Origin of the sequence: Paraburkholderia sp. SEWSISQ10-3 4, from assembly GCF_030464785.1 — a bacterium.
GTDB classification, from domain to species: domain Bacteria; phylum Pseudomonadota; class Gammaproteobacteria; order Burkholderiales; family Burkholderiaceae; genus Paraburkholderia; species Paraburkholderia aspalathi.
In genome coordinates this window covers 19,784-39,000 of the sequence record NZ_JALPRI010000001.1, presented here as the reverse complement: position 1 = coordinate 39,000, position 19,217 = coordinate 19,784, and the positions used below count along the sequence as shown (strand labels likewise).

The window sequence follows — 19,217 nt, the reverse complement described above, 5'->3', positions numbered from 1 at the left end:
TCAAGATAGGGTCAGGTTTGCCTTACAATCATGACCTACTCAGACAAGCTGCTTCAGCACCGCTGATGAACGAGCGCAAAACGACGGGCTTGCCCGACAAGATCTACGGCGACATCCTCAATCGCATTCTTGAAGGCGAGTACAAGGAGGGCGAGCGGCTGCCTACCGAGCATGCGCTGGCCGAACGCTTTGCGACGTCGCGGCCCACTGTGCGCGAGGCCTTGGCGCGGCTGCGGGCGGACGGGATCATCATGACGCGGCACGGTTCGGGCACCACGGTCGCGCGGCGGCCAGACCCGGATGTGCGGCGGTTTGCGCCGCTCGAAACGCTGTCCGACATCCGCCGCTGCTATGAATTTCGCATCGTGACCGAAGCCGGCGCGGCCGAACAGGCAGCGCTCAAAGCCGATGCGGACGATATCGCCGCGATCCAGCATGCATGGGACCAGCTGGAACGGATCATCGAAACCCGGGGCATCGGCGCGCAGGACGATTTCATGTTCCACCTGGCGGTGGCGCGCGCCTCGAAGAACCCGTTTTTCATCACGGTCATGTCGTTCATTGAAGAGCAGATTCTGTTCAGCATGAATCTGTCGCGCAATCTTTCGCTTGTGAAAACGGTGGAGCGGCAGCGGCTTGTGCAAGCCGAACATATGGCCGTGCTCGAGGCGATCCGCCGTAAGGACAGCCCTGCTGCGGGGAAGGCGATGCGCGCGCATCTCGAGAATGCGCTCGAGCGGATGTTCGGTTCCTGATATCCCGCGTGTCTCCTCCGCGGGTCGCAAATATCAGGTAGCCGGGCTGTCGCAAGCGCCGCCCCAGTCGTGTCAAGACGTCAGGCGGCGGCAGCCATTGGCCCGAATAGGGCGGTGCGGGTCTTCGGACTGACCGCGATATCCAGCGCCACGGCCCGTTCCACGCCGATCTGCAGGGGTGATCCGAGCCGGCTGATGTCGATCCCGGTCTTGCGCAGCAGCCGTTCGATCGGCGTGGTGGTCACCGTGACATAGCGGGTGATGCCCATCCGGTCAGCGAACGTCACGAGTTCGTGAATCGCCTGCATCGTCAGGTCGGCAAAGCCGAACGACTGTTCCTCGCCGCTGGTTTCGATCGCAAACCGGCTCAGTTCCCAGATATGCCGCCCGACCGGCGCATCCGCGCCGTGGAGCAATTGCGGGAAGGTGTCCTTGAGCATGTTCGGCCCTTCCGTCGGCATCAGGCGCCAGCAGCCCCGCACGTGCCGATCGTCGCCCTGAATCAGCATGTAATGGGGCCCGAGAGCGTCGTAGCCGTCGATTTCCATGCCCGCGATGGTCGGGATATCCCACCCGAGTCGCCCGTGAAATACCCGAGCCCGCAGACGGTACATCTCGTTGATGTCCGCGTTGTCGAATTCCTGCCGCATTCCAATCCGAATTGCTGTTTGCATGACGTTCTCCTGAACGTGTTGGGGTACCCAATACGCAAGAAAACTTATGCATTTTGAATCTTTCCGCCACCTACCTACCTGGATAGGTGTGCATGCTTATCGGATAACGCAGAATTCGAGACAAGCCTCAGCCCTCAACCGACGGGACACAAAAATGGAACTTCTCGAAAACCACTGGCAAGCGCAACCTTCGATCCAAACCCGCCCGGCAGAGCCGTCATCGGCGGTGGATCGTGTTCTGATCATTGCCTACCGCAAGAAGAAGAAGGAGAGCCAGCGCCGCTTCTGGGCACGCTTTGGCGTGACGCAGTCGCGTGGCAGCCGGTTCGAATCGGGGGCCGAAATTCCGGCGCCGGTGTCGATCCTGCTGGGCCTCTACTTCACCAAAACCGTTTCCGACGCCGATCTCGGGCGGGCCGAGCGGGTGCTGTACAGCCGCGACGCCGCCGCCTTGCTCAACCCGGGTCAATAAGCCCCAACTGCGCGGCGATCACGGCCGCCGCGCGCCGCGAATTCACACCGAATTTCGTCCTGATGTTCTTCATGTGGAAGTTCACCACGGCTTCCGAGCAGCTCAGGATGTGGGAGATTTCCCAGGTGGATTTGCCGCGCGCGGTCCATTTCAGGCATTCGCGTTCGCGCGGCGTGAGCTTGGGCAATAAAGTCTGAGCGTGCGTATTCAAATGGCGCTGACTGGTATCGATCACCAGATCGCGCAATAGCACCAGATTCGGCAACGCAACGTTGACGTGGCGCCAGAACGCCTCAGTCGGATTGCTGTCATTGACGAAGCACATCATGCCGGCTTCCTGGTTCGGCCCATGAATCGGCAACGTCACACCGGCGCGCAGGCCGTGCGAGCGGGCTTCCTCATACATCGATTGCTGCGGTGCGGTCGTAAAAATGTCCGGCGACCAGATCAGCGGCGTGGCGCGTGTCGCGCAATGCGAGACAGTCGGGTCGATATGGACGAGCCCCTGCTCGTCGTAGGTGCGTCGCCAGGCCGGTGCGTAGGTGCTCCGCACATAAGCGTCTTCAAGGCGAATGGTCGGGCGCGGCAGCATGGCAATCAGAAGCCTGTCGAAGCCCCATGTGTCGGCCAGGCCCGCGATCGCGCCGAACCATTCCGCTTCATCTGCGGCGTTCAGTAGCGGTGCCATTTCCTCGATAAAATGTAGCGACAATTTGGTTCTCTCAGACTCGCAAACGTCCCGTTGCGGTTAATTGCGGTACGGCGATCCGTCCGGCTGTTTTTATCTTCACAATCTATCACTAAAAATTATTTCGCAAGCCGAGGGCGATTTCTAAAGAAGCGCCACCAGCACTGGTTCTGCTACCAGGCGAACGAATTACTCCTTATATCGGATTTCTTCGACCTGATTAACATTCACGGGTCGATAAAGTGGGTAATTTTCTCGTAGCGGCGTTTTTGATGCTTTTGATTTACAACATTATTGTCAAACCACTTTGAATGACTGCGCGTGTCGAGATTCCGGACAAAACCACGCCAATTATCAAATTGACAATTTCCACCTGGCCCTTCTCTATTCTCTAACAGCGGCCTGTCACCGTCTATTATCATACGAAAGCGACACGCCGCGCTTTGCCAGCTTCGGCTCCTTCGCATCGAATTCGACGTGAGATCTCGCAATGACAACCATACGTAGGTTGTTTGACAACATTGCGAACCCGATGCTAACTTGAACACCCGGTCCCCGTGTGTTTGAGGCGTCATGAACGAATCCCCGATTCTCGACAGTGAGTTCGTCGCATCGGTGATGGCCGTGCCGCCGCTCGCCCGCCGTGCCGACTACACGCTGGACGTCGCCGAAAACCGTGCTCTGATTCGCCACATCGAGGCTGGCGGCGTGCGCACCTTGCTGTACGGCGGCAATGCGAACCTCTACCACGTGGCCGTCAGCGAGTATCGGGACTTGCTGGATATGCTGGCGGGCGCAGCCAGTGCAGGCACGCGCGTGATCCCGTCAATCGGTCCCGACTACGGGAAAATGCTCGATCAGGCCCGTATCCTTGCGCAAACCCGCTACCGTACGGCGATGGTGTTGCCGCTGAGCGGATTTACGACGTCCGAAGGCGTGGAAGCCGGGCTCACGCGCATCGCCGAGGCGGCGGGCATGCCGCTCACTATGTACATCAAGAGCGAAAACTACGTGGAGCTCGACACGCTCGCGCGATTGATCGAGCGTGGCACGCTGCTGGCCGTCAAATACGCGATCGTCCGCGACAATCCTGCGGAGGATCCGTATCTGCGCCGACTTGTGCAATCCGTGCCTGTGGCCAAGGTCGTGTCGGGCATGGGTGAGCGGCCAGCGCTCGTCCATTTGCGCGAGTTCGGTCTGGCTGCATGGACGACGGGTTCGGGATGCATTGCGCCACGCATGGTCATGGCGTTGCTGCAAGCCGTTAGAAGCGGCGATGCCGACACAGCGCAGCGTCTCTATGAAGCTTTCCTGCCGCTCGAAACGCTGCGTGACGAAATCTCGTTGATCCGTGTGTTGCATGATGCAGTCACGTTTTCAAAGATTGCCGACATGGGGCCGATCTTGCCGCTACTCAGTTCGACGCCGCCCGAACATCATGCGAAGATCGATCATGCGACGCAGGTCCTGCTCGCATTGGAGCGTCAGCTCGCGCAGAAGCCGGCGTCGCATTGACCTCGCAGCGGCCGCGGTTTACAGGTGCGTGCGCGGCGCGCTGCGCCCCATCTTCCCCTCAACTTCCATCGTCCAAAGCCTACGCATGACCGACACCAGCCGACGCTATCCCGATCCCTCCATTCGCGTTCTTGATCCGCGCTTCACGTCGCTGATCCTGGCGTCTGCTTCCGTCGAGTGTCTGTATCAGGGCGCGCGCTGGTCAGAAGGGCCGGTCTGGTTTGGCGACGGCCGCTATCTGCTGTGGAGCGACATCCCCAATGACCGTATCCTGCGCTGGGACGAAACCAGCGGCGCGGTGACCACGTTTCGCCAGTCGTCGAACAATGCGAACGGCCACACGCGCGATCGCCAGGGTCGCCTCGTGACCTGCGAGCACCTGACGCGGCGCGTCACGCGGACCGAGTACGACGGCTCGATTACCGTGCTCGCCGACCGTTACCTCGGCAAGCGTTTCAACTCGCCGAATGACGTGATCGTGAAGTCGGACGGTTCGATCTGGTTTAGCGATCCGACCTTCGGCATCGACAGCTTTTATGAGGGCGAGCGGCAGGAGTCGGAACTACCCGCGTGCGTGTACCGGATCGACGGCCAATCGGGCGAGGTGACGATGGTCGCCGACGACGTGCTGGGTCCGAACGGCCTCGCGTTTTCGCCGGATGAGTCTGTGCTGTACATCGTCGAATCGCGTGGCGTGCCGCGCAAGATTCGCGCGTTCGATGTCGACGTCAGCAGCAAGGGCGTCGTGCTGTCGAACAACCGCGTACTGATCGATGCCGGTCCGGGCACGCCCGACGGCTTTCGCGTCGACACACACGGCAATCTCTGGTGCGGCTGGGGCATGGGCACCGACGAACTCGACGGCGTGCGCGTCTTCACGTCGCAAGGCGAGCCGATCGGCCATATCGCGTTGCCGGAGCGCTGCGCGAACGTGTGCTTCGGCGGACGTCATCGCAACCGGTTGTTCATGGCGGCGAGCCACGGCTTGTATTCGTTGTATGTGAATACGGAGGGCGTCCAGGGCGGGTGAGGGCGCAAGGCGTGCGGGCAGCCTGAGTGCGCAGTACAAGTTCAAGTTGCCAGACAACTCGCTGTGCCCAGCGCCTGCTAACTCCGGGTTTGCCCTTGGATACCGCGCGCAAACCGTTGAACCACAAGGATTCCGCGCAAAAAATAGCCAATTTTTAAGGTAAAACGCGGTGGCGAGTATTTGCTTGACATCGACAGTTCCGCTTCGCTATGTTCCATTGGTAGAGAGACACCGCCAGCAGCACATCTGGCCGGCGGACTTCCATACCAAGAAGCGAGGAGACGCAATGACTGTTTCAGGCAGGTTGGCGCTCAGGCTGGTGTCCGTATGTCTCGTGGCAAGCGCCGCATTGGGGTCCACCGCGCATGCGGCCGATCCGGTAACGCTCAATATCGTCGATGTAGCCGGCGACCTTCAACTCACGCAGAAGGGCTTCGAAGCCTTCAAGGCGAAGTATCCGAATCTCGTCGCCAATCTCACGTTCACCAACGCGCCCGCGCCGCAGCTGCCCGGCAAGATCAAGGCGATGCAGGCCGCTGGCCGCTCCGACATCGATCTCGTTCTGACGGGCACCGATGCACTGGCCGCCGGCATCGAACAGAATCTGTGGATGAAGCTATTGCCGGACAATGCCGCGGCCTTCCCAGGCGTGCTCGACAAATACGCGCCCGGTCCGCGCAAGATGCAGGACCTCGCTCAAGGCTTTGGTCTCGAGGTCGCCTATATGCCGGCCGGTCCGTTGCTCGAATACAACCCCGCCAAAGTGACTGATCCGCCCAGAACGCCTGAGCAACTCCTGCAATGGTGCAAGGCGCATCCGGACAAGCTGATCTACGCGCGGCCGGCGAACTCCGGTCCCGGCCGCACGTTCCTGATGGGCCTGCCTTATGTGCTTGGTGACAAGGATCCGCAAGATCCGATTCACGGCTGGGACAAGACGTGGGCCTTTCTCAAGCAGCTGAACGATTGCATTCCTTACTATCCTGGCGGCACCTCGGCGGTCATGAAAGAACTCGGCGAGGGTACGCGCGACATGACCGTGACGGTGACCGGCTGGGACATCAACCCACGCGCGCTCGGCATCGTTCCGGCGGAATTCCGCGTGCAGGCATTCGACAACATGACGTGGGTGAACGACGCGCACTTCATGGTGATTCCGAAGGGCGTGCCGAAGGAAAAGCTCGACGTGATTTACAAGCTAATGAACTTCATGCTCGAACCGGCACAGCAAGCCATGACCTATGACGACGGTTATTTCTATCCCGGGCCGGCAATCAAGGGCGTAAGCATCGAGCAGGCGCCCGCGCACAGCCAGGATGTGCTGAAGAAATATGGGCGGCCGGAGTATGCAAAGCTGCTGGCTGAACGTCCGCATGTTTTGCCGCTGAACGCCACCGCAATGGTCGCGGCCTTCAAGAAATGGGACAGCGACGTCGGCGCGCAGAAGACCAAGTAGCCGCGTATCAGGAAACCGCCATGAAGCATCACTTTGAGCAGTTGCGGCTCGATTCGGTGAGCCGCAGTTTCACGAATGCGGAGGGCCAGGCGGTCGCAGCGCTGCAAGGACTCGATTTGAACATCCAGCGTGGCGAGTTCATTGCGTTGCTCGGACCTTCGGGTTGCGGCAAATCGACGGCGCTCAATTGCATCGCCGGCTTGCAGCCCTTGAGCGGCGGCGGCATCTGGCTCGACGATAAACGCATCGACGTGCTGCCGCCGGAAAAGCGCGGCTTCGGCATGGTGTTTCAGAACTACGCGCTGTTTCCGCATATGAGCGTGCTGGATAACGTCGGCTTCGGCTTGAAGATGCGTGGCGTCGCGAAGGGCGAGGCCATGCGCCGGGCGCGCGAAGCATTGCAGCTCGTACAGTTGGTCGGTCATGAACGCAAGCTGCCAGGACAACTGTCGGGCGGTCAGCAGCAGCGCGTGGCAATTGCGCGCGCAATCGTGATCGAACCGCCACTGATTCTGATGGACGAACCGCTGTCGAATCTCGATACGAAACTACGCATCGAAATGCGTGCTGAGATTCGCCGCATCCATAGCCAGCTCGAACGCGCAACGCTCTATGTGACGCACGATCAGGACGAAGCGCTTTCCATGGCCGATCGCATCGTCGTGATGAAAGAGGGTGTGGTGCAGCAGGTCGGCACTCCGAAAGAGGTCTACACGCGGCCGCAAAATTTGCACGTCGCGCGTTTCATGGGCTATCGAAACGTAGCCGAATTCACGCTCGAAGGCACGCAAGGCGATGGGGTTGCCGTGAGCGCGAATGGTGTGCGTCTGATCGGCACGCCGATGGCCGGTTTCAACAGCAAGCGCGTGAGCGTTGCGCTGCGCCCTGAAGATATGGAGCGCGCAGCACCTGGCGTGGAAAACGCCTTCGACGCGTTGGTGACCACCGTGGAATACGGCGGGCACGATTCATTGCTGCGGGTGAAGACCGCGTTCGGCGATTTGTGGGCGCGCGTCGCGGGCGAGTTCGAAGAGGGCGAGCGCATCAGTCTGCGTGTGCCGCCGTCACGTGCGCTCGTCTATGACGGAGAGGCTGCTTGAACACGCCCATGCTGTCGCCGCCGCTCGCACCGCGCGATGCCAAGGCGTGGCTGGTCGCGCCGGCTTTGATTTTCATCGTGGCGTTGTTCATCTATCCGTTTGCGTATGGTTTGGTGCTGTCGTTCCGGCCGATGAACGGGGGCGGCCTGTGGGCCAACTATCTGACGTTCTTCACCGACACGTCGATGTGGCCGACCATTCTCGTCACGCTCAAGCTCGCCGTGCCGGCGACGCTGATTAACGTTGGCGTGTCGGTTCCGGTGGCGTTCGCGCTGCGTCGCAATTCGCCCTATCAGAAGCTCATCACGACGCTGCTGGTGATTCCTGTCACGCTCGGCACCGTGCTGATCGCCGACGGCATGCTCACGTACTTTGGCCCGAATGGCTGGTTTCCGCAGGCATTGCACGGATTGCATCTGTACACGAATGAAGTGCGCCTCACGCATAACTTCTGGGGCGTATTGATCTCGCTGATCGTGTCGGGCTTTCCGTTTGCGTTTCTGTTGACGCTGTCCTACGTGACCGGCATCGATCCGACGCTCGCGAGCGCTGCCGCCACGCTCGGCGCGAGTCCGTGGCAGCAGTTCCGTCGAATCTATTTGCCGCTGCTGGTGCCTGGTTTAACGATGGCCGCCTGTTTGTCGTTCGTGCAGGCGTTCTCGGTGTTTCCGTCGGCGGTGCTGTTGGGCGCCCCTGCGGGTCCGACGCGCGTGATGTCGATCGCCGCAGCCGAAGCCGCGTTCGAAAGCTACGACTATTCGCTTGCTTCGGCGATTGCGATGGTGATGGGCTTCGTGCAACTGCTGGTGGTTGTCGCCATGCTCGGCGCGCGCCGCTTCTTCTATAGCGGTCCGGTGACGGGAGGCAAAGGCTGATGGCTAGCGATCATCACGCCGCGCATCCTTCGTGGTCCGCGTCGAAGGAAAACAACGACGGCGCCCAGCAACCCAGCAAGCGCGTGAAGCAGCGCGCCAGCGTGCCGGACCGCATCTGGCAGGTGCTGGTGTGGGGCGCGATGGTGTTTTTTCTCGTCAACGTGGTGCTGCTGATTGCGACCGTCGCGGTGAATTCGCTGGCGACCCGCTGGTTCGGCACCTTCTTGCCGCAGGGCTTTACTCTGCATTGGTACGCACAGGCGTGGAGCGATTTTCAACTGGCGAGCGTGTTGTGGGTCACCGTCGAAGTGGTCGGCGCGGTGGTGGTGTTGTCGGTCGTGCTCGGCGTGCCCGCGGCGTATGCGCTCGCCCGCGTGCAGTTTCGCGGCAAGCGCATGGCGATGCTGATTTTCCTGTTGCCCCTGATGGTGCCGCCCGTGACCTACGGCATTCCGATGGCCACCGTGATGTACAAAGTCGGCCTTGCGGGAACATTGAGCGGCGTGATTCTTGCGAATCTCGTGCCGGCGCTACCGTTCGTGATTCTGGTGATGACGCCGTTCATCGAGCAGATCGATCCCAATCTCGAAGCGGCGGCGCGCATTTTCGGCGCGAACACGTTTCGCTATTTCCGCTATGTTCTGCTGCCCCTGCTGGTGCCCGGCATGCTGGCGGCCGGGCTGCTCGTACTGGTGCGCACCATCGGCATGTTCGAACTGACATTCTTTACAGCGGGCCCCGCGACGCAAACGCTCGTGGTCGCCTTGTACTACGCTGTATTTTCAACTGGCGTGCGTGCGCCGCAATCGATCGACGCGATGGCGATGATCTACATGGCGATCACGTTGATCTGGGTGCTGATTGCGCTGCAGTTCGTCAGCCCGACACAGATCGTGTCGCGCGTGAAGGAGCAAAGACGTTGACGAAGCGAAAGAAACCTGAAGAACTGCGCAGCCACCGCTGGTACGGCTTAAACGATCTGCGCTCGTTCGGCCATCGCTCGCGTACCGCGCAAATGGGCTACAGCCGCGAGGAATATGCGGGCAAACCGGTGATCGCGATCCTCAACACATGGAGCGAGATCAATACTTGCCACACGCATTTCAAGCAGCGTGTGGAGGAAGTGAAACGCGGCATCTGGCAGGCAGGCGGCTTTCCGGTCGAACTGCCCGTGCAGACGCTCGCCGAGCCGTTCCAGAAGCCCACCACGATGCTCTATCGCAACTTCCTCGCCATGGAAGCCGAGGAGACGCTGCGTTCGTATCCCGCCGATGGCGTCGTGCTGATGGGCGGATGCGACAAGACCACGCCCGCCTTGCTGATGGGCGCGATCTCGATGGATCTGCCGGCGATCTTTCTGCCGGCCGGTCCGATGCTGCGCGGCAACTGGAACGGTGTGACGCTGGGTTCCGGATCGGACAGCTGGAAGTATTGGGCCGAGTTGCGCGCGGGCACGATCACTGAATCGGACTGGCAAGGTATTGAAGGCGGCATTGCGCGCTCGCCGGGGCATTGCATGACAATGGGCACCGCGTCGACCATGACGAGCGCTGCCGAAGCGCTCGGCTTCACGCTGCCAGGTTTCGCTTCCATTCCTGCCGTGGATTCGCGGCACGCGCAGATGGCGGCGAAAACCGGCATGCGTATCGTCGAGATGGTGTGGGAGGACTTGAAGCCTTCCGATCTGATCACCGCGGGTTCAATCGATAACGCCGTGACTACCTGTCTCGCGCTCTCTGGCTCGACTAATGCGATCGTGCATATGATCGCGCTCGCACGCCGCGCCGGGATCGAACTGACGCTCGATCGCTATGACGACATCTCGCGCCGCACGCCGGTGCTGGCGAACATTCGCCCGACCGGCGCGTATCTGATGGAGGACTTTTTCTACGCGGGAGGTTTGCCGGCCATGCTCGCCGAACTGGGCGACCTGATCGACCGCTCGCAGAAAACGGTGAACGGCCGCACGCTCGGCGAGAACCTCGAAGGCGCGACGATTTTCAACGACGAGGTGATCCGCCGCCGCAGCGCGCCGCTCCTGCCGGATAACGGCCTTGCGGTGCTGCGCGGCAATCTCGCGCCCGACGGCGCCGTGATCAAGCCGGGCGCCGCCGAGCCGCGCTTGCTCGTGCACACCGGCCGCGCCGTGGTGTTCAAGGACTACAACGACATGGCCGCGCGCATCGACGACGAAGCGCTCGACATCGACGAGACCTGCGTGATCGTGTTGCAGCACGCGGGACCGGTCGGGGCGCCGGGCATGCCCGAGTGGGGGCAATTACCGATCCCGCGGAAACTGCTGCAAAAGGGCGTGCGCGATATGGTGCGTATCTCTGATGCACGGATGAGCGGGACGAGCTACGGCGCGTGCGTGTTGCACGTCGCGCCGGAATCGTTTGTCGGCGGCCCGCTTGCGCTGGTGCAGAGCGGCGACCTGATCGAACTGGACGTGCCGCGGCGCAAGCTCAACATGCTCGTAGCGGAGGAAGAACTGGCGCGCCGCAAGGCCGCCTGGGTCAGACCCGAGCCGCGGTTTACGCGCGGCTATGGCGCCTTGCATCAGGCGCACGTGCTGCAGGCGAACAAAGGTTGCGACTTCGATTTCCTGCAGCGCGGCGGTGCGCAGGCGGATGCAAGCGGCGAGCCGGAGATTCACTGAGCTTGCTGAAGGCTCAATACCCCACGCGATACACACGGCCCGTTTGCGCGCCTTCCACGCTGCGCAGATAGGCTTGCGCGGCACGTTCGGCGGTGACCGGCTCAAAGCCACGGAAGTAGGGCGCATAAGCACCCATCGCTTCGGTGAGCACGGTCGGGCTCACCACGTTGATGCGGATGCCGCGCGGCAATTCGATCGCGGCGCCGCGCACGAAACCTTCCAGGGCCAGATTGACCGTGGTTGCATTCGCGCCTTCGCGAATCGGCTCGTCGCCGACAATGCCGCTCGTCAGCGTGAACGAACCGCCGTCGTTCACGTATCGCTGGGCGCCCAGCACCACATTGATCTGACCCATCAGCTTGTCGCGCAGGCCGACCCAGAACTGCTCGACGCTCATCTCCGGCAGCGGGCCGAAATGAAGCTTGCCGGTGGCGGTGACGATGCCGTCGACTTTACCAATCTCGCCAAAGAGCCGCTCGATGCTGGCCGGGTCGGTGCTGTCCACGCGATACTGGCCGCGCGTCGCGCCCACTTCGATGACTTCATGGCGTGCTTTCAATGCTGCGCTCACTGCCTGGCCGATCGTGCCGGTTGCGCCTATTACGACAATCTTTTTCATCTGCTGCTCCGTTTGGTATTGGACGTGCAGTCAATTGTGTCGGCCAACGATCGGCGGAAAAAGCCCGTTCGGCTTGCAGGTCCTGCAACCCTGAGTTTCTAATCCGTAACGAAACGCGCACCGTCATTCAAACGGTGCGCACTTTGGAATGGACTGATTAATCGGCGCTGGCGGCGTATTTCAAACAAATACGCGCCGCGCGAGTAGTTACTTCACCCGAAGTAATTCAATCACACGCGTGGGACGCAGATGATTGAGGGCGAAATGCATGCGGCCACGTTCGCGGCGGCTGCGGATCGGGCGCGGGTCATCGAACAGATCATCTTCTGAATCGACGCCTTGCGGCGCGACCATGCCTTTGTCGATGACCGTGCAGCCCGGCTCGAGTGCCAGCAGCAGATGATTGCCGCCAACCCGGCTGTCGAAGCCGGCCATGCCGTCGTGCGCCTCAGGCACGCTGTTGACCAGGGTCGCGTTGGTCGTCGTAATCTCGTCCGGCGAGATCGGACTGTGACCGGCTATGCGGGCGGCCTCGAGATTCTTGCCGTCGGTGTCGACCGTGCTGTCATGCGTGCGGTCGTTATGCAGTTCCGTTGTGCTCGGGCCGGTGGTGCGCGGCTGCTTGCCGGCGTCTGCCGGCTTGTTGATATCGCTGTTCATCATGCATTCTCCATTGAAGAGGACATGGTTGAAGTGCAGCAAAACCTGTTCCGCCTCGCACAACCTCTTTGTGTGCGTGAGTTGTACCGCGGTTGCCTCGCAGTTTATGTGCAATGACATATGCGGGCATTTCACGTGACGATTGCGTCCGCGATTCTTTTCGTTTTTTTTAATGGACGCCTATTTTCTACAGAGTATGATCTTACTCCGACGAGCGAAGCGCGGTTAAATCGGCGACATGCGTCCGGCTGTTTTTTACATAGCCGGCAACGAACAGACGCGCGCTACTCAAAACATCTTACGGGGCCGTCAGGGCGGGTGACACATGCATTTCGATGCTGCATTCACACATCGCGGCTACTTGCTGAATTGCGCACCGGCGCGCGCGGGCGACGGCAGCTGGCAACCTTATGTGGTCATCTCCCGCTCGAGCGACGGCGAACTGGTCGCCAACCGTTTTTTCCCCACCGACTTGCGTTTCCCTGACGAGGCCACCGCCATCGCGCACGCGCGCGACTGGGCCGTGCGCTGGATCGATGCGAGCAGCGTGACTATCTGAACCGCCCGCCACGCGCGGCCCGGCATACCGGGCAGCAGCGCGACGTTGCGCGAGCCGCGGCAAAACGCGGTAATCTCTTGGGACAATCACTCTGAACCGCGCCTATCGCGCGGCGCTGTCCTTTTATGCCTAATGTGCCTGCCCATAACTGGGGTCTCGAACAGATCGTCGCGGACCTGCGCGCGTCGCGTGAAGAACTGCATCGCACGCGGCATCCGCTCGGCATTCGCGAGCTGCCGTCGCGCGAGGCGGTGATCGGGATTGTCACCGGCTTGCGCGCGGCGCTGTTTCCCACGCATTACGGCGCCCCCGATCTAACTGACGAAACTGTCGACTACTACGTCGGCCACACGCTCGAAAGCACGTTGCGATTGCTTGCCGAACAGATTCGCCGTGCCTTGCGCTTTCTGCCCGAGTTCGGCGAAACGCCCGATGCGGATCTGAAGGAGCGCGCGTTCAACGTCGCGCGCGAGTTCGGCACGCAGTTGCCCGGTATTCGCGCGTTGCTGGTCAGCGATATCCAGGCCGCGTTCACCGGCGACCCGGCTGCGCAGCACATCACTGAAATTCTGCTGTGTTATCCGGGCGTGTGGGCGATGACGCACCATCGTCTTGCGCACGCGCTGCACCGCCTCGGCGTGCCCTTGCTTGCGCGCTTCATCAACGAGATCGCTCACTCGGCGACCGGCATCGACATTCACCCGGGCGCGACCATCGGCCCGAGTTTCTTTATCGACCACGGCACGGGCGTTGTGATTGGCGAGACCGCGATCATCGGCGAGCGCGTGCGTGTCTACCAGGCCGTGACGCTCGGTGCGAAGAGCTTCGCTGCTGATGTAGACGGCACGCTGGTGAAGGGCAACGCGCGCCATCCGATTGTTGAAGACGACGTCGTGATTTACGCCGGCGCAACGATTCTCGGCCGCGTGACGATCGGGCGCGGCTCGGTGATAGGCGGCAATGTGTGGCTGACGCACAGCGTGCCGCCGGGCAGCAGCGTATCGCAGGGCAAGATCCGCGAGGGCGAGCGTACGGGCACGGACGAGGGGGGCGGTAGATGAGCGGGCTGGCTCAGGCGGCATCTCGCACTTTGCCGCGTGGCTTGGCGCGCGGGGCGCTCTGGCGATCTGCATAGGGTTCGCTGCGTGATTCAGCGTGCACACCGCCGCGCGTTGTTCCGCGCGGAACGCAAGTTAACTTCTGAGCGGCGTCCCATGTCACGCGGCCGCGTTCACATGCCTCGCTGCGCGATCGTTGGCGTCGAAGCGACGATAGCCGAAACGACGCATTCGTTTCCGCGCCACTCACACGACCGCTTCGGGGTAGGCGTGATCCTCACGGGCGGACACCGCTCATCGAGCGGCCGCGGCGTAGTAGAAGCACGAGCGAACGACGCGATCATGGTGAACCCGGGGGAGGTACACGACGGCAGCCCGCTCGACGAGCGCGGCCGCGCATGGCGCATGCTGTATTTCGAGCCATCGATGCTAAGCGACGCCGCGATCGAGTTAGATGGCATGACCACACACGAGATCGAACTAACTCAACCGGTGGTACACGACCCACAACTGAAGATACTCTTCGAGCGCCTGTTCACAGTATCGGTGGAAGCGCAATCCGTGCCGGACGACTTGATCCGAGAGGAGACGATGCTCGAGTTGCTTGGGTATCTACTTCGAACTCACGCGACGACGCACACACGTCCGAGGTTGGCACAGACCTTGAGTCCGATTGCGAGAGCGAGGGCTAGGATCGACGACGACCCTTCATCACCGCTTACGTTGACCGACCTTGCTACTGAGGCCGGCATGAGCCGCTTCCAGCTACTGAGGGGCTTTGCGTATGAGATGGGATTACCACCGCACGCATACAGAATGCAGCGCCGGGTAATACTTGCGAGACAACTGATCGCACGCGGCACGACATTGGCAGACGCGGCAGCTGCAGCGGGCTTTGCCGACCAGAGCCATATGACCCGAGCATTCGTGCGATTGATGGGCATGACCCCCGCCAACTACGCAGCCGCGAAGCGGCGATAAAGCGTACCAACCGGGGTTAAGAACAACGCTTCGGCGCGCGCAGCGCCGCCGGAAGAATGACGCCCTTGTCACAAGCTTATGCACGGGCACGAACACAGATTCCAGTCGCACCACTACCCCTAGCAGACCACGGTGCCCACTTAGCAGGGGCTTCTAGCCGCTTTCTTTGCTTATCTTTCTTTGCGGCGGCAAAGAAAGTAAGTGCCGCCCCGCACAGGGGCAACGCTAATAGACCACTAACAAACCAAGGAAAGGCCAAAGCCCCAAGCACACAGACAAAAAGCGCCGCGCAGGCAAAGAAAAGCCGACAACTACCCCACCCTCAAAAACCGCAAAACCGAAACCCCATGCAACCAGACATGCTCACTAACAAACCACGCGGCGACCCAAGAACCCGCAACAACAATCAAATCACACCGCCCACTATTCCAAAGATTCAAAGAATGCCGCGCAGCGACCCACGGCACTCCCAAAGGATTCGGCCAATCGGCCAACAGATGCATCACCCCTCCACAAGCAAACCCAAACGCCGCGGCAGCATAAACCGAATGCCCAAGCCAATGATAGGAACCCACGAGCAACGCGACCCACCCCACACCCCAATGCGTCAACGTACGATGGGTAATCCACAGCCTTCGCGCGCGTGACCACCACGCCACTTCCAGCCAGTCCGGCGCTGTACTCCCCGCCACCCCGGCGATGAAACTCAACAGCACGCCGATATGAAACGAACCACCGCCGCCGACGCGTGCGACAACCGCCGCCGCGATAACGCCGGCCGCAAACCCAGTCGCGTGATGTGCTTTGTTGGATGCCATCGAACCTCACGACGCAGCGCGCCGGATAAAAGCCAAGGGGCGGCTATGTTCGCAGATGAGCAGATAAAAAAATAGCCGACACGCGAGATAAAAAATCGCGCATCGGCGTGGCCTTCGATGTGGTCCTCAGTGTCGTCCTCAACAACGCCGCCGAGTGACCCGAAACTCAGGTCGCACAGCGCGCAATATCGACGCGCATTTCCGGTTCAGGTGGATCGTCCGGCGCATTCGCGGGATGCATCACCTTGATCACCGAGCCCGCGTTGTGCGGCGTCAGCGTGACGAAATACGAGTTGTTCGAATCGGAACCGACAGCGATCTCGGTCGCGTCGCCGACGCGCGACATTCGCACGCGTGACAGCTTGCTTTCGAGGCAATCGGCGATATAAGCAGGGGCGCGCTGCGAAGACACGTACATCATCGGCTGGGACGCGTCGCGGGTGGGACCGCTGGAACCACAGGCAGCGAGAAAAGCAGTGAGGGCAGCAGCGGGAGCAAGCAGGAGAAGTCTTTTCATGGTCCGATCGTCGGCGTCCCCGATCGTGCACGGGAACTTGGGGCGCGGGCGAAGCGCAACGCGATTGAACACAACGTCATGCTTCGCGACGAAGCAGCCGTTCAACCGCAACGACGTTACGGCAAGGAAGGCAGCCGACCTCAGTATACCCACGGCATGCTTGTGCCGTCACTATCGCTACGCCGAAACGTAAGAACGTAAGCACCATGAAAAAAACCCGCGCGTGATCGTGCCACGCGCGGGTTCAGTTGCAGAGCGGCCGGTACCCGCTCTGCACGTGCCATTGGAAAAACTTAGAAACGGTGACGCAGGCCGACGGCCGCAGCAACCTGGTTGCCGGTCGACGACGGCGCCAGCGTATTGATCGCCGCCACGTTCGCACCGAAGTTGCCCAACTCGCCCGATGCGTGCTGATACACGCCTTCCACGTACACGTCGGTACGCTTGCTCAGCGAGTAGTCGCCTTGCAGCGATACCGTGTGCCACTTCGGATCACCCGAGCCGTTCGAACCCGACATCTTGCCGTCGGTGAACGTGTACGAAGCGGCGAGGCTCAGTGCCGGCGTCAGTGCGTACTTGCCGTTCAACTCGTAGTTGTCCAGATGCAGGTTGGTGCCTGCCACACCCGGCAGCGTTACGCCGCCGACGTCCACGCCCGTGATGCCGTCCAGTTGCGTATGCGTGTACACGAAGCCAGCCGTCGCCGGGCCGTACGTGTAGTTGATGCCCGCACCGAACGTGCGTTGCAGGTTCGCCGCGACAGCCGCGGTGCCGTCGCCTTGCGAGACTGCGCCGCTCAGGTTCGAGCTACCCGAGTTGTTCAGTTGCAGGTAAGCGGCGGCTACGCTCAGCGGACCGTTGTCGTACGAAGCGCCGGCGCTCCATGCGCGGTTGTTCGAGAACTGGCCGGCCGAATTGCTGAAGCCGTACAGGCCGCCGAATTTGAGGCCGGCGTAATTCGCGCTCGTGTACTTCACGGCGTTCTTGATCGAGAACGAGTTGTCCAGATTGTCGTTATCGAACGGGTGAGCGGCGAGATTGTTGCCGAAGCCCGCGCCTGCTTCGGACAGCGGTGCGAGGTAATCGACCACGGAGTCGTACTGACGGCCGAGCGTCAACGCACCGTATTGATCGCTCTGCAGACCGACGAACGCCTGACGATTGAACATCGTGCCGTTTTCCGAGTCCTGGCCGTTGTTCAGATTGAAGCCGTTTTCCAACGTGAAGATGGCGTGCAGACCGCCGCCAAGGTCTTCGCTGCCGCGCAGGCCGAAGTAGGTGTTCGACACCGAACCGCTGCCTTGTTGCCAATTGCTGTGGCCGCCCTGGTTGTTCGAGTAGACGAGACCGGCGTCCAGCGTGCCGTACAACGTAACGCTGCTTTGTGCGTGAGCGGTGATGGCAAACGCGCCCATGAGGCCTGCTGCGATGAGGGTTTTTTTCATGTTTAGATAACTCCGGGACAGTGCGTAGAGAATCGCATTCCAGTGCTAACAGCCGATTGCGCCGGCTGCCTGACGATCCGCTGCGAAGTGTATGCCTGCTATTTATATCTTTAAGCGTGTATGGCGCAACAATGCATTTTCTAATTCGAAATAGAGGATTGAGAGTTGTGTAAGTGCGGGTAAATAAAGAAAAAAATACTTGTGCGCGATGGCGTTGTAATTGTTCGTCAAATTATCGGTGTTGCTCGATCGCGACGCTCCCGCTATGTCATATTCAGTAAGGATTTGAGCGCGATGTTGCCTGATTTTAGAATCATTCTGATTTCTGCAATGGACTCTTCCAGTTCGTATGCTCTATCCCGGCGAATTACAGTTCTACAATTCGTTTCACCCCCTGACCAGGGGTGTCTTTTTCATCTCTTTATACGCGGCTTTCGGGCCGCGTTTTTTTCGAATGTTTTATTATCGGTTTATAAGTTCCCGCGAATAACGAAATGCACTATTTCGATTGACGAGGAGCGTGCCCCGGCTTGTCCGTTCGTCAGAGGGCCACGTTCGGTGGGTGTGGGGCGGGTAGAATCGCAGGCTTGAGTTGTGTTTCCGCCCCGCGAACGTGAGTAAACCTGTAATGACCAATTCCCCCCTTCCATCGTCCGACACCGCTGCTGACTCCCCGACGGAAGGCGCGTCCGAAATCCACGCAACCTCGCTAGAGCATCTGGAAGAAGCGCTGCCCGAAACCCAGCACGAAGCGCGTCTGTGGCGCGATGACGGCTGGACCGCGCGCGTCATCAAGAACGAAGACGACGAAGGCTGGGCCGTCGCCATGATCAAGGACGGCGAAGCGGAACCGGCGCTTGTCGGCCCGTGGACGATGGGCCGCAACAAGAAAGATCCGAAGCCGCTGGACACGTCGGCGTTCAACACGCTGGTGAAAACCGCGTCTGAAGTGTTGCGCCGCCATGAGCAGCAACTGCGCGCCCAGTTGCACAAAGAAGTGCGCGTGGCCAGCGCGGACGGCAATGACGAACTCGACATCACGCTCGACATCGTTCCCGACGAAGACGAGCCGTACGCGCTGCTGACCGCGCTCGATACGTTCGGCGAACAGCTCGCGCAAGTGCAGGTCGCGCCGAACTTCAAGCTGAGCAAGGCGAGCGCTGCTGCGTGGGTCGAAAACGAATTCCGCCGTCCGGGCTAGATCGGCGGGGATGGGTTCAGCTAACGAATTGCTGAATTTAATATTACTAAAGCCTGTCAATATACTTTCACATTCACTTCATAGAATCCTCGCGTCATAGCGGCGCGAGCGTGAACCATGCGGTTTTGGGTCTGA

At 60.7% G+C, this 19,217-nt stretch carries 20 protein-coding genes; 13 read left to right on the top strand and 7 right to left on the bottom strand.

Annotated features, from left to right (window positions below; genetic code table 11):
* Positions 1-65: 65 nt before the first annotated feature.
* The gene (locus M0D68_RS00185) at positions 66-755 is read left to right on the top strand and encodes a FadR/GntR family transcriptional regulator (protein ID WP_266223474.1); all 690 of its coding nucleotides are present in this window, start codon (positions 66-68) and stop codon (positions 753-755) included.
* A gap of 80 nt (positions 756-835) precedes the next feature.
* On the opposite strand, the gene M0D68_RS00180 is transcribed toward M0D68_RS00185, so the two are convergent.
* Entirely contained in the window at positions 836-1,429 is a 594-nt protein-coding gene (locus M0D68_RS00180; protein WP_093637295.1) for an acyl-homoserine-lactone synthase, read from the bottom strand.
* Between the two features lie 154 nt (positions 1,430-1,583).
* On the opposite strand from M0D68_RS00180, the gene M0D68_RS00175 reads away from it, so the two are divergent.
* Positions 1,584-1,901, top strand: coding sequence for a hypothetical protein (locus M0D68_RS00175; protein WP_054040665.1), 318 nt, complete (start codon positions 1,584-1,586; stop codon positions 1,899-1,901).
* On the opposite strand, the gene M0D68_RS00170 is transcribed toward M0D68_RS00175, so the two are convergent.
* Complete coding sequence (locus tag M0D68_RS00170) at positions 1,885-2,589, bottom strand: LuxR family transcriptional regulator (RefSeq protein ID WP_093637292.1); 705 nt, start codon at positions 2,587-2,589, stop codon at positions 1,885-1,887. The two genes, M0D68_RS00175 and M0D68_RS00170, sit on opposite strands and share 17 nt — an antisense overlap.
* Before the next feature lie 573 nt (positions 2,590-3,162).
* On the opposite strand from M0D68_RS00170, the gene M0D68_RS00165 reads away from it, so the two are divergent.
* The 7 genes from M0D68_RS00165 to araD all read left to right on the top strand — a co-directional run bounded on the left by M0D68_RS00165 (position 3,163) and on the right by araD (position 11,224).
* On the top strand, positions 3,163-4,104 hold the full coding sequence (locus tag M0D68_RS00165; protein WP_266223473.1) for a dihydrodipicolinate synthase family protein: 942 nt from the start codon (positions 3,163-3,165) through the stop codon (positions 4,102-4,104).
* A gap of 85 nt (positions 4,105-4,189) precedes the next feature.
* The gene (locus tag M0D68_RS00160) at positions 4,190-5,134 is read left to right on the top strand and encodes an SMP-30/gluconolactonase/LRE family protein (RefSeq protein ID WP_266223472.1); all 945 of its coding nucleotides are present in this window, start codon (positions 4,190-4,192) and stop codon (positions 5,132-5,134) included.
* 286 nt (positions 5,135-5,420) lie between these two features.
* The gene (locus tag M0D68_RS00155) at positions 5,421-6,590 is read left to right on the top strand and encodes an extracellular solute-binding protein (protein ID WP_211700340.1); all 1,170 of its coding nucleotides are present in this window, start codon (positions 5,421-5,423) and stop codon (positions 6,588-6,590) included.
* A gap of 20 nt (positions 6,591-6,610) precedes the next feature.
* Positions 6,611-7,690: an ABC transporter ATP-binding protein gene (locus tag M0D68_RS00150; protein WP_266223471.1), complete on the top strand. Its 1,080-nt coding sequence runs from the start codon at positions 6,611-6,613 to the stop codon at positions 7,688-7,690.
* An 8-nt stretch (positions 7,691-7,698) separates the two neighbouring features.
* Entirely contained in the window at positions 7,699-8,565 is an 867-nt protein-coding gene (locus tag M0D68_RS00145; RefSeq protein WP_200619580.1) for an ABC transporter permease, read from the top strand.
* On the top strand, positions 8,565-9,488 hold the full coding sequence (locus tag M0D68_RS00140) for an ABC transporter permease (protein WP_211708546.1): 924 nt from the start codon (positions 8,565-8,567) through the stop codon (positions 9,486-9,488). The genes M0D68_RS00145 and M0D68_RS00140 overlap by 1 nt, the downstream gene beginning before the upstream one ends.
* Entirely contained in the window at positions 9,485-11,224 is a 1,740-nt protein-coding gene (gene araD, locus M0D68_RS00135) for an L-arabinonate dehydratase (protein ID WP_256456809.1), read from the top strand. The genes M0D68_RS00140 and araD overlap by 4 nt, the downstream gene beginning before the upstream one ends.
* Positions 11,225-11,237: 13 nt before the next feature.
* On the opposite strand, the gene M0D68_RS00130 is transcribed toward araD, so the two are convergent.
* Positions 11,238-11,843 carry a short chain dehydrogenase gene (locus M0D68_RS00130; RefSeq protein WP_266223470.1) on the bottom strand — a complete coding sequence of 202 codons (606 nt, stop codon included), beginning with the start codon at positions 11,841-11,843 and terminating at the stop codon, positions 11,238-11,240.
* Between the two features lie 207 nt (positions 11,844-12,050).
* The gene (locus M0D68_RS00125; protein WP_093637766.1) at positions 12,051-12,503 is read right to left on the bottom strand and encodes a DUF3005 domain-containing protein; all 453 of its coding nucleotides are present in this window, start codon (positions 12,501-12,503) and stop codon (positions 12,051-12,053) included.
* 325 nt (positions 12,504-12,828) lie between these two features.
* Here M0D68_RS00125 and M0D68_RS00120 point away from each other — a divergent pair, with 325 nt between their 5' ends.
* From M0D68_RS00120 to M0D68_RS00110, 3 genes are all read left to right on the top strand, one after another.
* Positions 12,829-13,062: a hypothetical protein gene (locus tag M0D68_RS00120; RefSeq protein ID WP_013590843.1), complete on the top strand. Its 234-nt coding sequence runs from the start codon at positions 12,829-12,831 to the stop codon at positions 13,060-13,062.
* A 125-nt stretch (positions 13,063-13,187) separates the two neighbouring features.
* Positions 13,188-14,123 (top strand): serine O-acetyltransferase EpsC, encoded by a 936-nt coding sequence (gene epsC, locus M0D68_RS00115; RefSeq protein ID WP_266223469.1) that lies wholly within the window; start codon positions 13,188-13,190, stop codon positions 14,121-14,123.
* 174 nt (positions 14,124-14,297) lie between these two features.
* Complete coding sequence (locus tag M0D68_RS00110) at positions 14,298-15,101, top strand: AraC family transcriptional regulator (RefSeq protein WP_266223468.1); 804 nt, start codon at positions 14,298-14,300, stop codon at positions 15,099-15,101.
* A gap of 311 nt (positions 15,102-15,412) precedes the next feature.
* On the opposite strand, the gene M0D68_RS00105 is transcribed toward M0D68_RS00110, so the two are convergent.
* From M0D68_RS00105 to M0D68_RS00095, 3 genes are all read right to left on the bottom strand, one after another.
* Entirely contained in the window at positions 15,413-15,919 is a 507-nt protein-coding gene (locus tag M0D68_RS00105) for a metal-dependent hydrolase (protein ID WP_093637260.1), read from the bottom strand.
* Positions 15,920-16,085: 166 nt separating this feature from the next.
* The gene (locus M0D68_RS00100) at positions 16,086-16,436 is read right to left on the bottom strand and encodes a sugar ABC transporter ATPase (protein WP_211708549.1); all 351 of its coding nucleotides are present in this window, start codon (positions 16,434-16,436) and stop codon (positions 16,086-16,088) included.
* 293 nt (positions 16,437-16,729) lie between these two features.
* The gene (locus M0D68_RS00095; RefSeq protein ID WP_093637254.1) at positions 16,730-17,881 is read right to left on the bottom strand and encodes a porin; all 1,152 of its coding nucleotides are present in this window, start codon (positions 17,879-17,881) and stop codon (positions 16,730-16,732) included.
* A gap of 628 nt (positions 17,882-18,509) precedes the next feature.
* Here M0D68_RS00095 and M0D68_RS00090 point away from each other — a divergent pair.
* On the top strand, positions 18,510-19,082 hold the full coding sequence (locus M0D68_RS00090; protein WP_266223467.1) for a hypothetical protein: 573 nt from the start codon (positions 18,510-18,512) through the stop codon (positions 19,080-19,082).
* Positions 19,083-19,217 lie beyond the last annotated feature (135 nt).

Coding starts and splice junctions, on each gene's coding strand:
- M0D68_RS00175 (WP_054040665.1), top strand. CDS start 1,584: ATGGAACTTCTCGAAAACCACTGGCAAGCGCAACCTTCGATCCAAACC.
- M0D68_RS00145 (WP_200619580.1), top strand. CDS start 7,699: ATGCTGTCGCCGCCGCTCGCACCGCGCGATGCCAAGGCGTGGCTGGTC.
- M0D68_RS00150 (WP_266223471.1), top strand. CDS start 6,611: ATGAAGCATCACTTTGAGCAGTTGCGGCTCGATTCGGTGAGCCGCAGT.
- epsC (WP_266223469.1), top strand. CDS start 13,188: ATGCCTAATGTGCCTGCCCATAACTGGGGTCTCGAACAGATCGTCGCG.
- M0D68_RS00130 (WP_266223470.1), bottom strand. CDS start 11,843: ATGAAAAAGATTGTCGTAATAGGCGCAACCGGCACGATCGGCCAGGCA.
- M0D68_RS00105 (WP_093637260.1), bottom strand. CDS start 15,919: ATGGCATCCAACAAAGCACATCACGCGACTGGGTTTGCGGCCGGCGTT.
- M0D68_RS00165 (WP_266223473.1), top strand. CDS start 3,163: ATGAACGAATCCCCGATTCTCGACAGTGAGTTCGTCGCATCGGTGATG.
- M0D68_RS00095 (WP_093637254.1), bottom strand. CDS start 17,881: ATGAAAAAAACCCTCATCGCAGCAGGCCTCATGGGCGCGTTTGCCATC.
- M0D68_RS00185 (WP_266223474.1), top strand. CDS start 66: ATGAACGAGCGCAAAACGACGGGCTTGCCCGACAAGATCTACGGCGAC.
- M0D68_RS00140 (WP_211708546.1), top strand. CDS start 8,565: ATGGCTAGCGATCATCACGCCGCGCATCCTTCGTGGTCCGCGTCGAAG.
- M0D68_RS00100 (WP_211708549.1), bottom strand. CDS start 16,436: ATGAAAAGACTTCTCCTGCTTGCTCCCGCTGCTGCCCTCACTGCTTTT.
- M0D68_RS00110 (WP_266223468.1), top strand. CDS start 14,298: ATGCCTCGCTGCGCGATCGTTGGCGTCGAAGCGACGATAGCCGAAACG.
- M0D68_RS00120 (WP_013590843.1), top strand. CDS start 12,829: ATGCATTTCGATGCTGCATTCACACATCGCGGCTACTTGCTGAATTGC.
- M0D68_RS00170 (WP_093637292.1), bottom strand. CDS start 2,589: ATGGCACCGCTACTGAACGCCGCAGATGAAGCGGAATGGTTCGGCGCG.
- M0D68_RS00180 (WP_093637295.1), bottom strand. CDS start 1,429: ATGCAAACAGCAATTCGGATTGGAATGCGGCAGGAATTCGACAACGCG.
- M0D68_RS00155 (WP_211700340.1), top strand. CDS start 5,421: ATGACTGTTTCAGGCAGGTTGGCGCTCAGGCTGGTGTCCGTATGTCTC.
- M0D68_RS00160 (WP_266223472.1), top strand. CDS start 4,190: ATGACCGACACCAGCCGACGCTATCCCGATCCCTCCATTCGCGTTCTT.
- M0D68_RS00090 (WP_266223467.1), top strand. CDS start 18,510: ATGACCAATTCCCCCCTTCCATCGTCCGACACCGCTGCTGACTCCCCG.
- M0D68_RS00125 (WP_093637766.1), bottom strand. CDS start 12,503: ATGAACAGCGATATCAACAAGCCGGCAGACGCCGGCAAGCAGCCGCGC.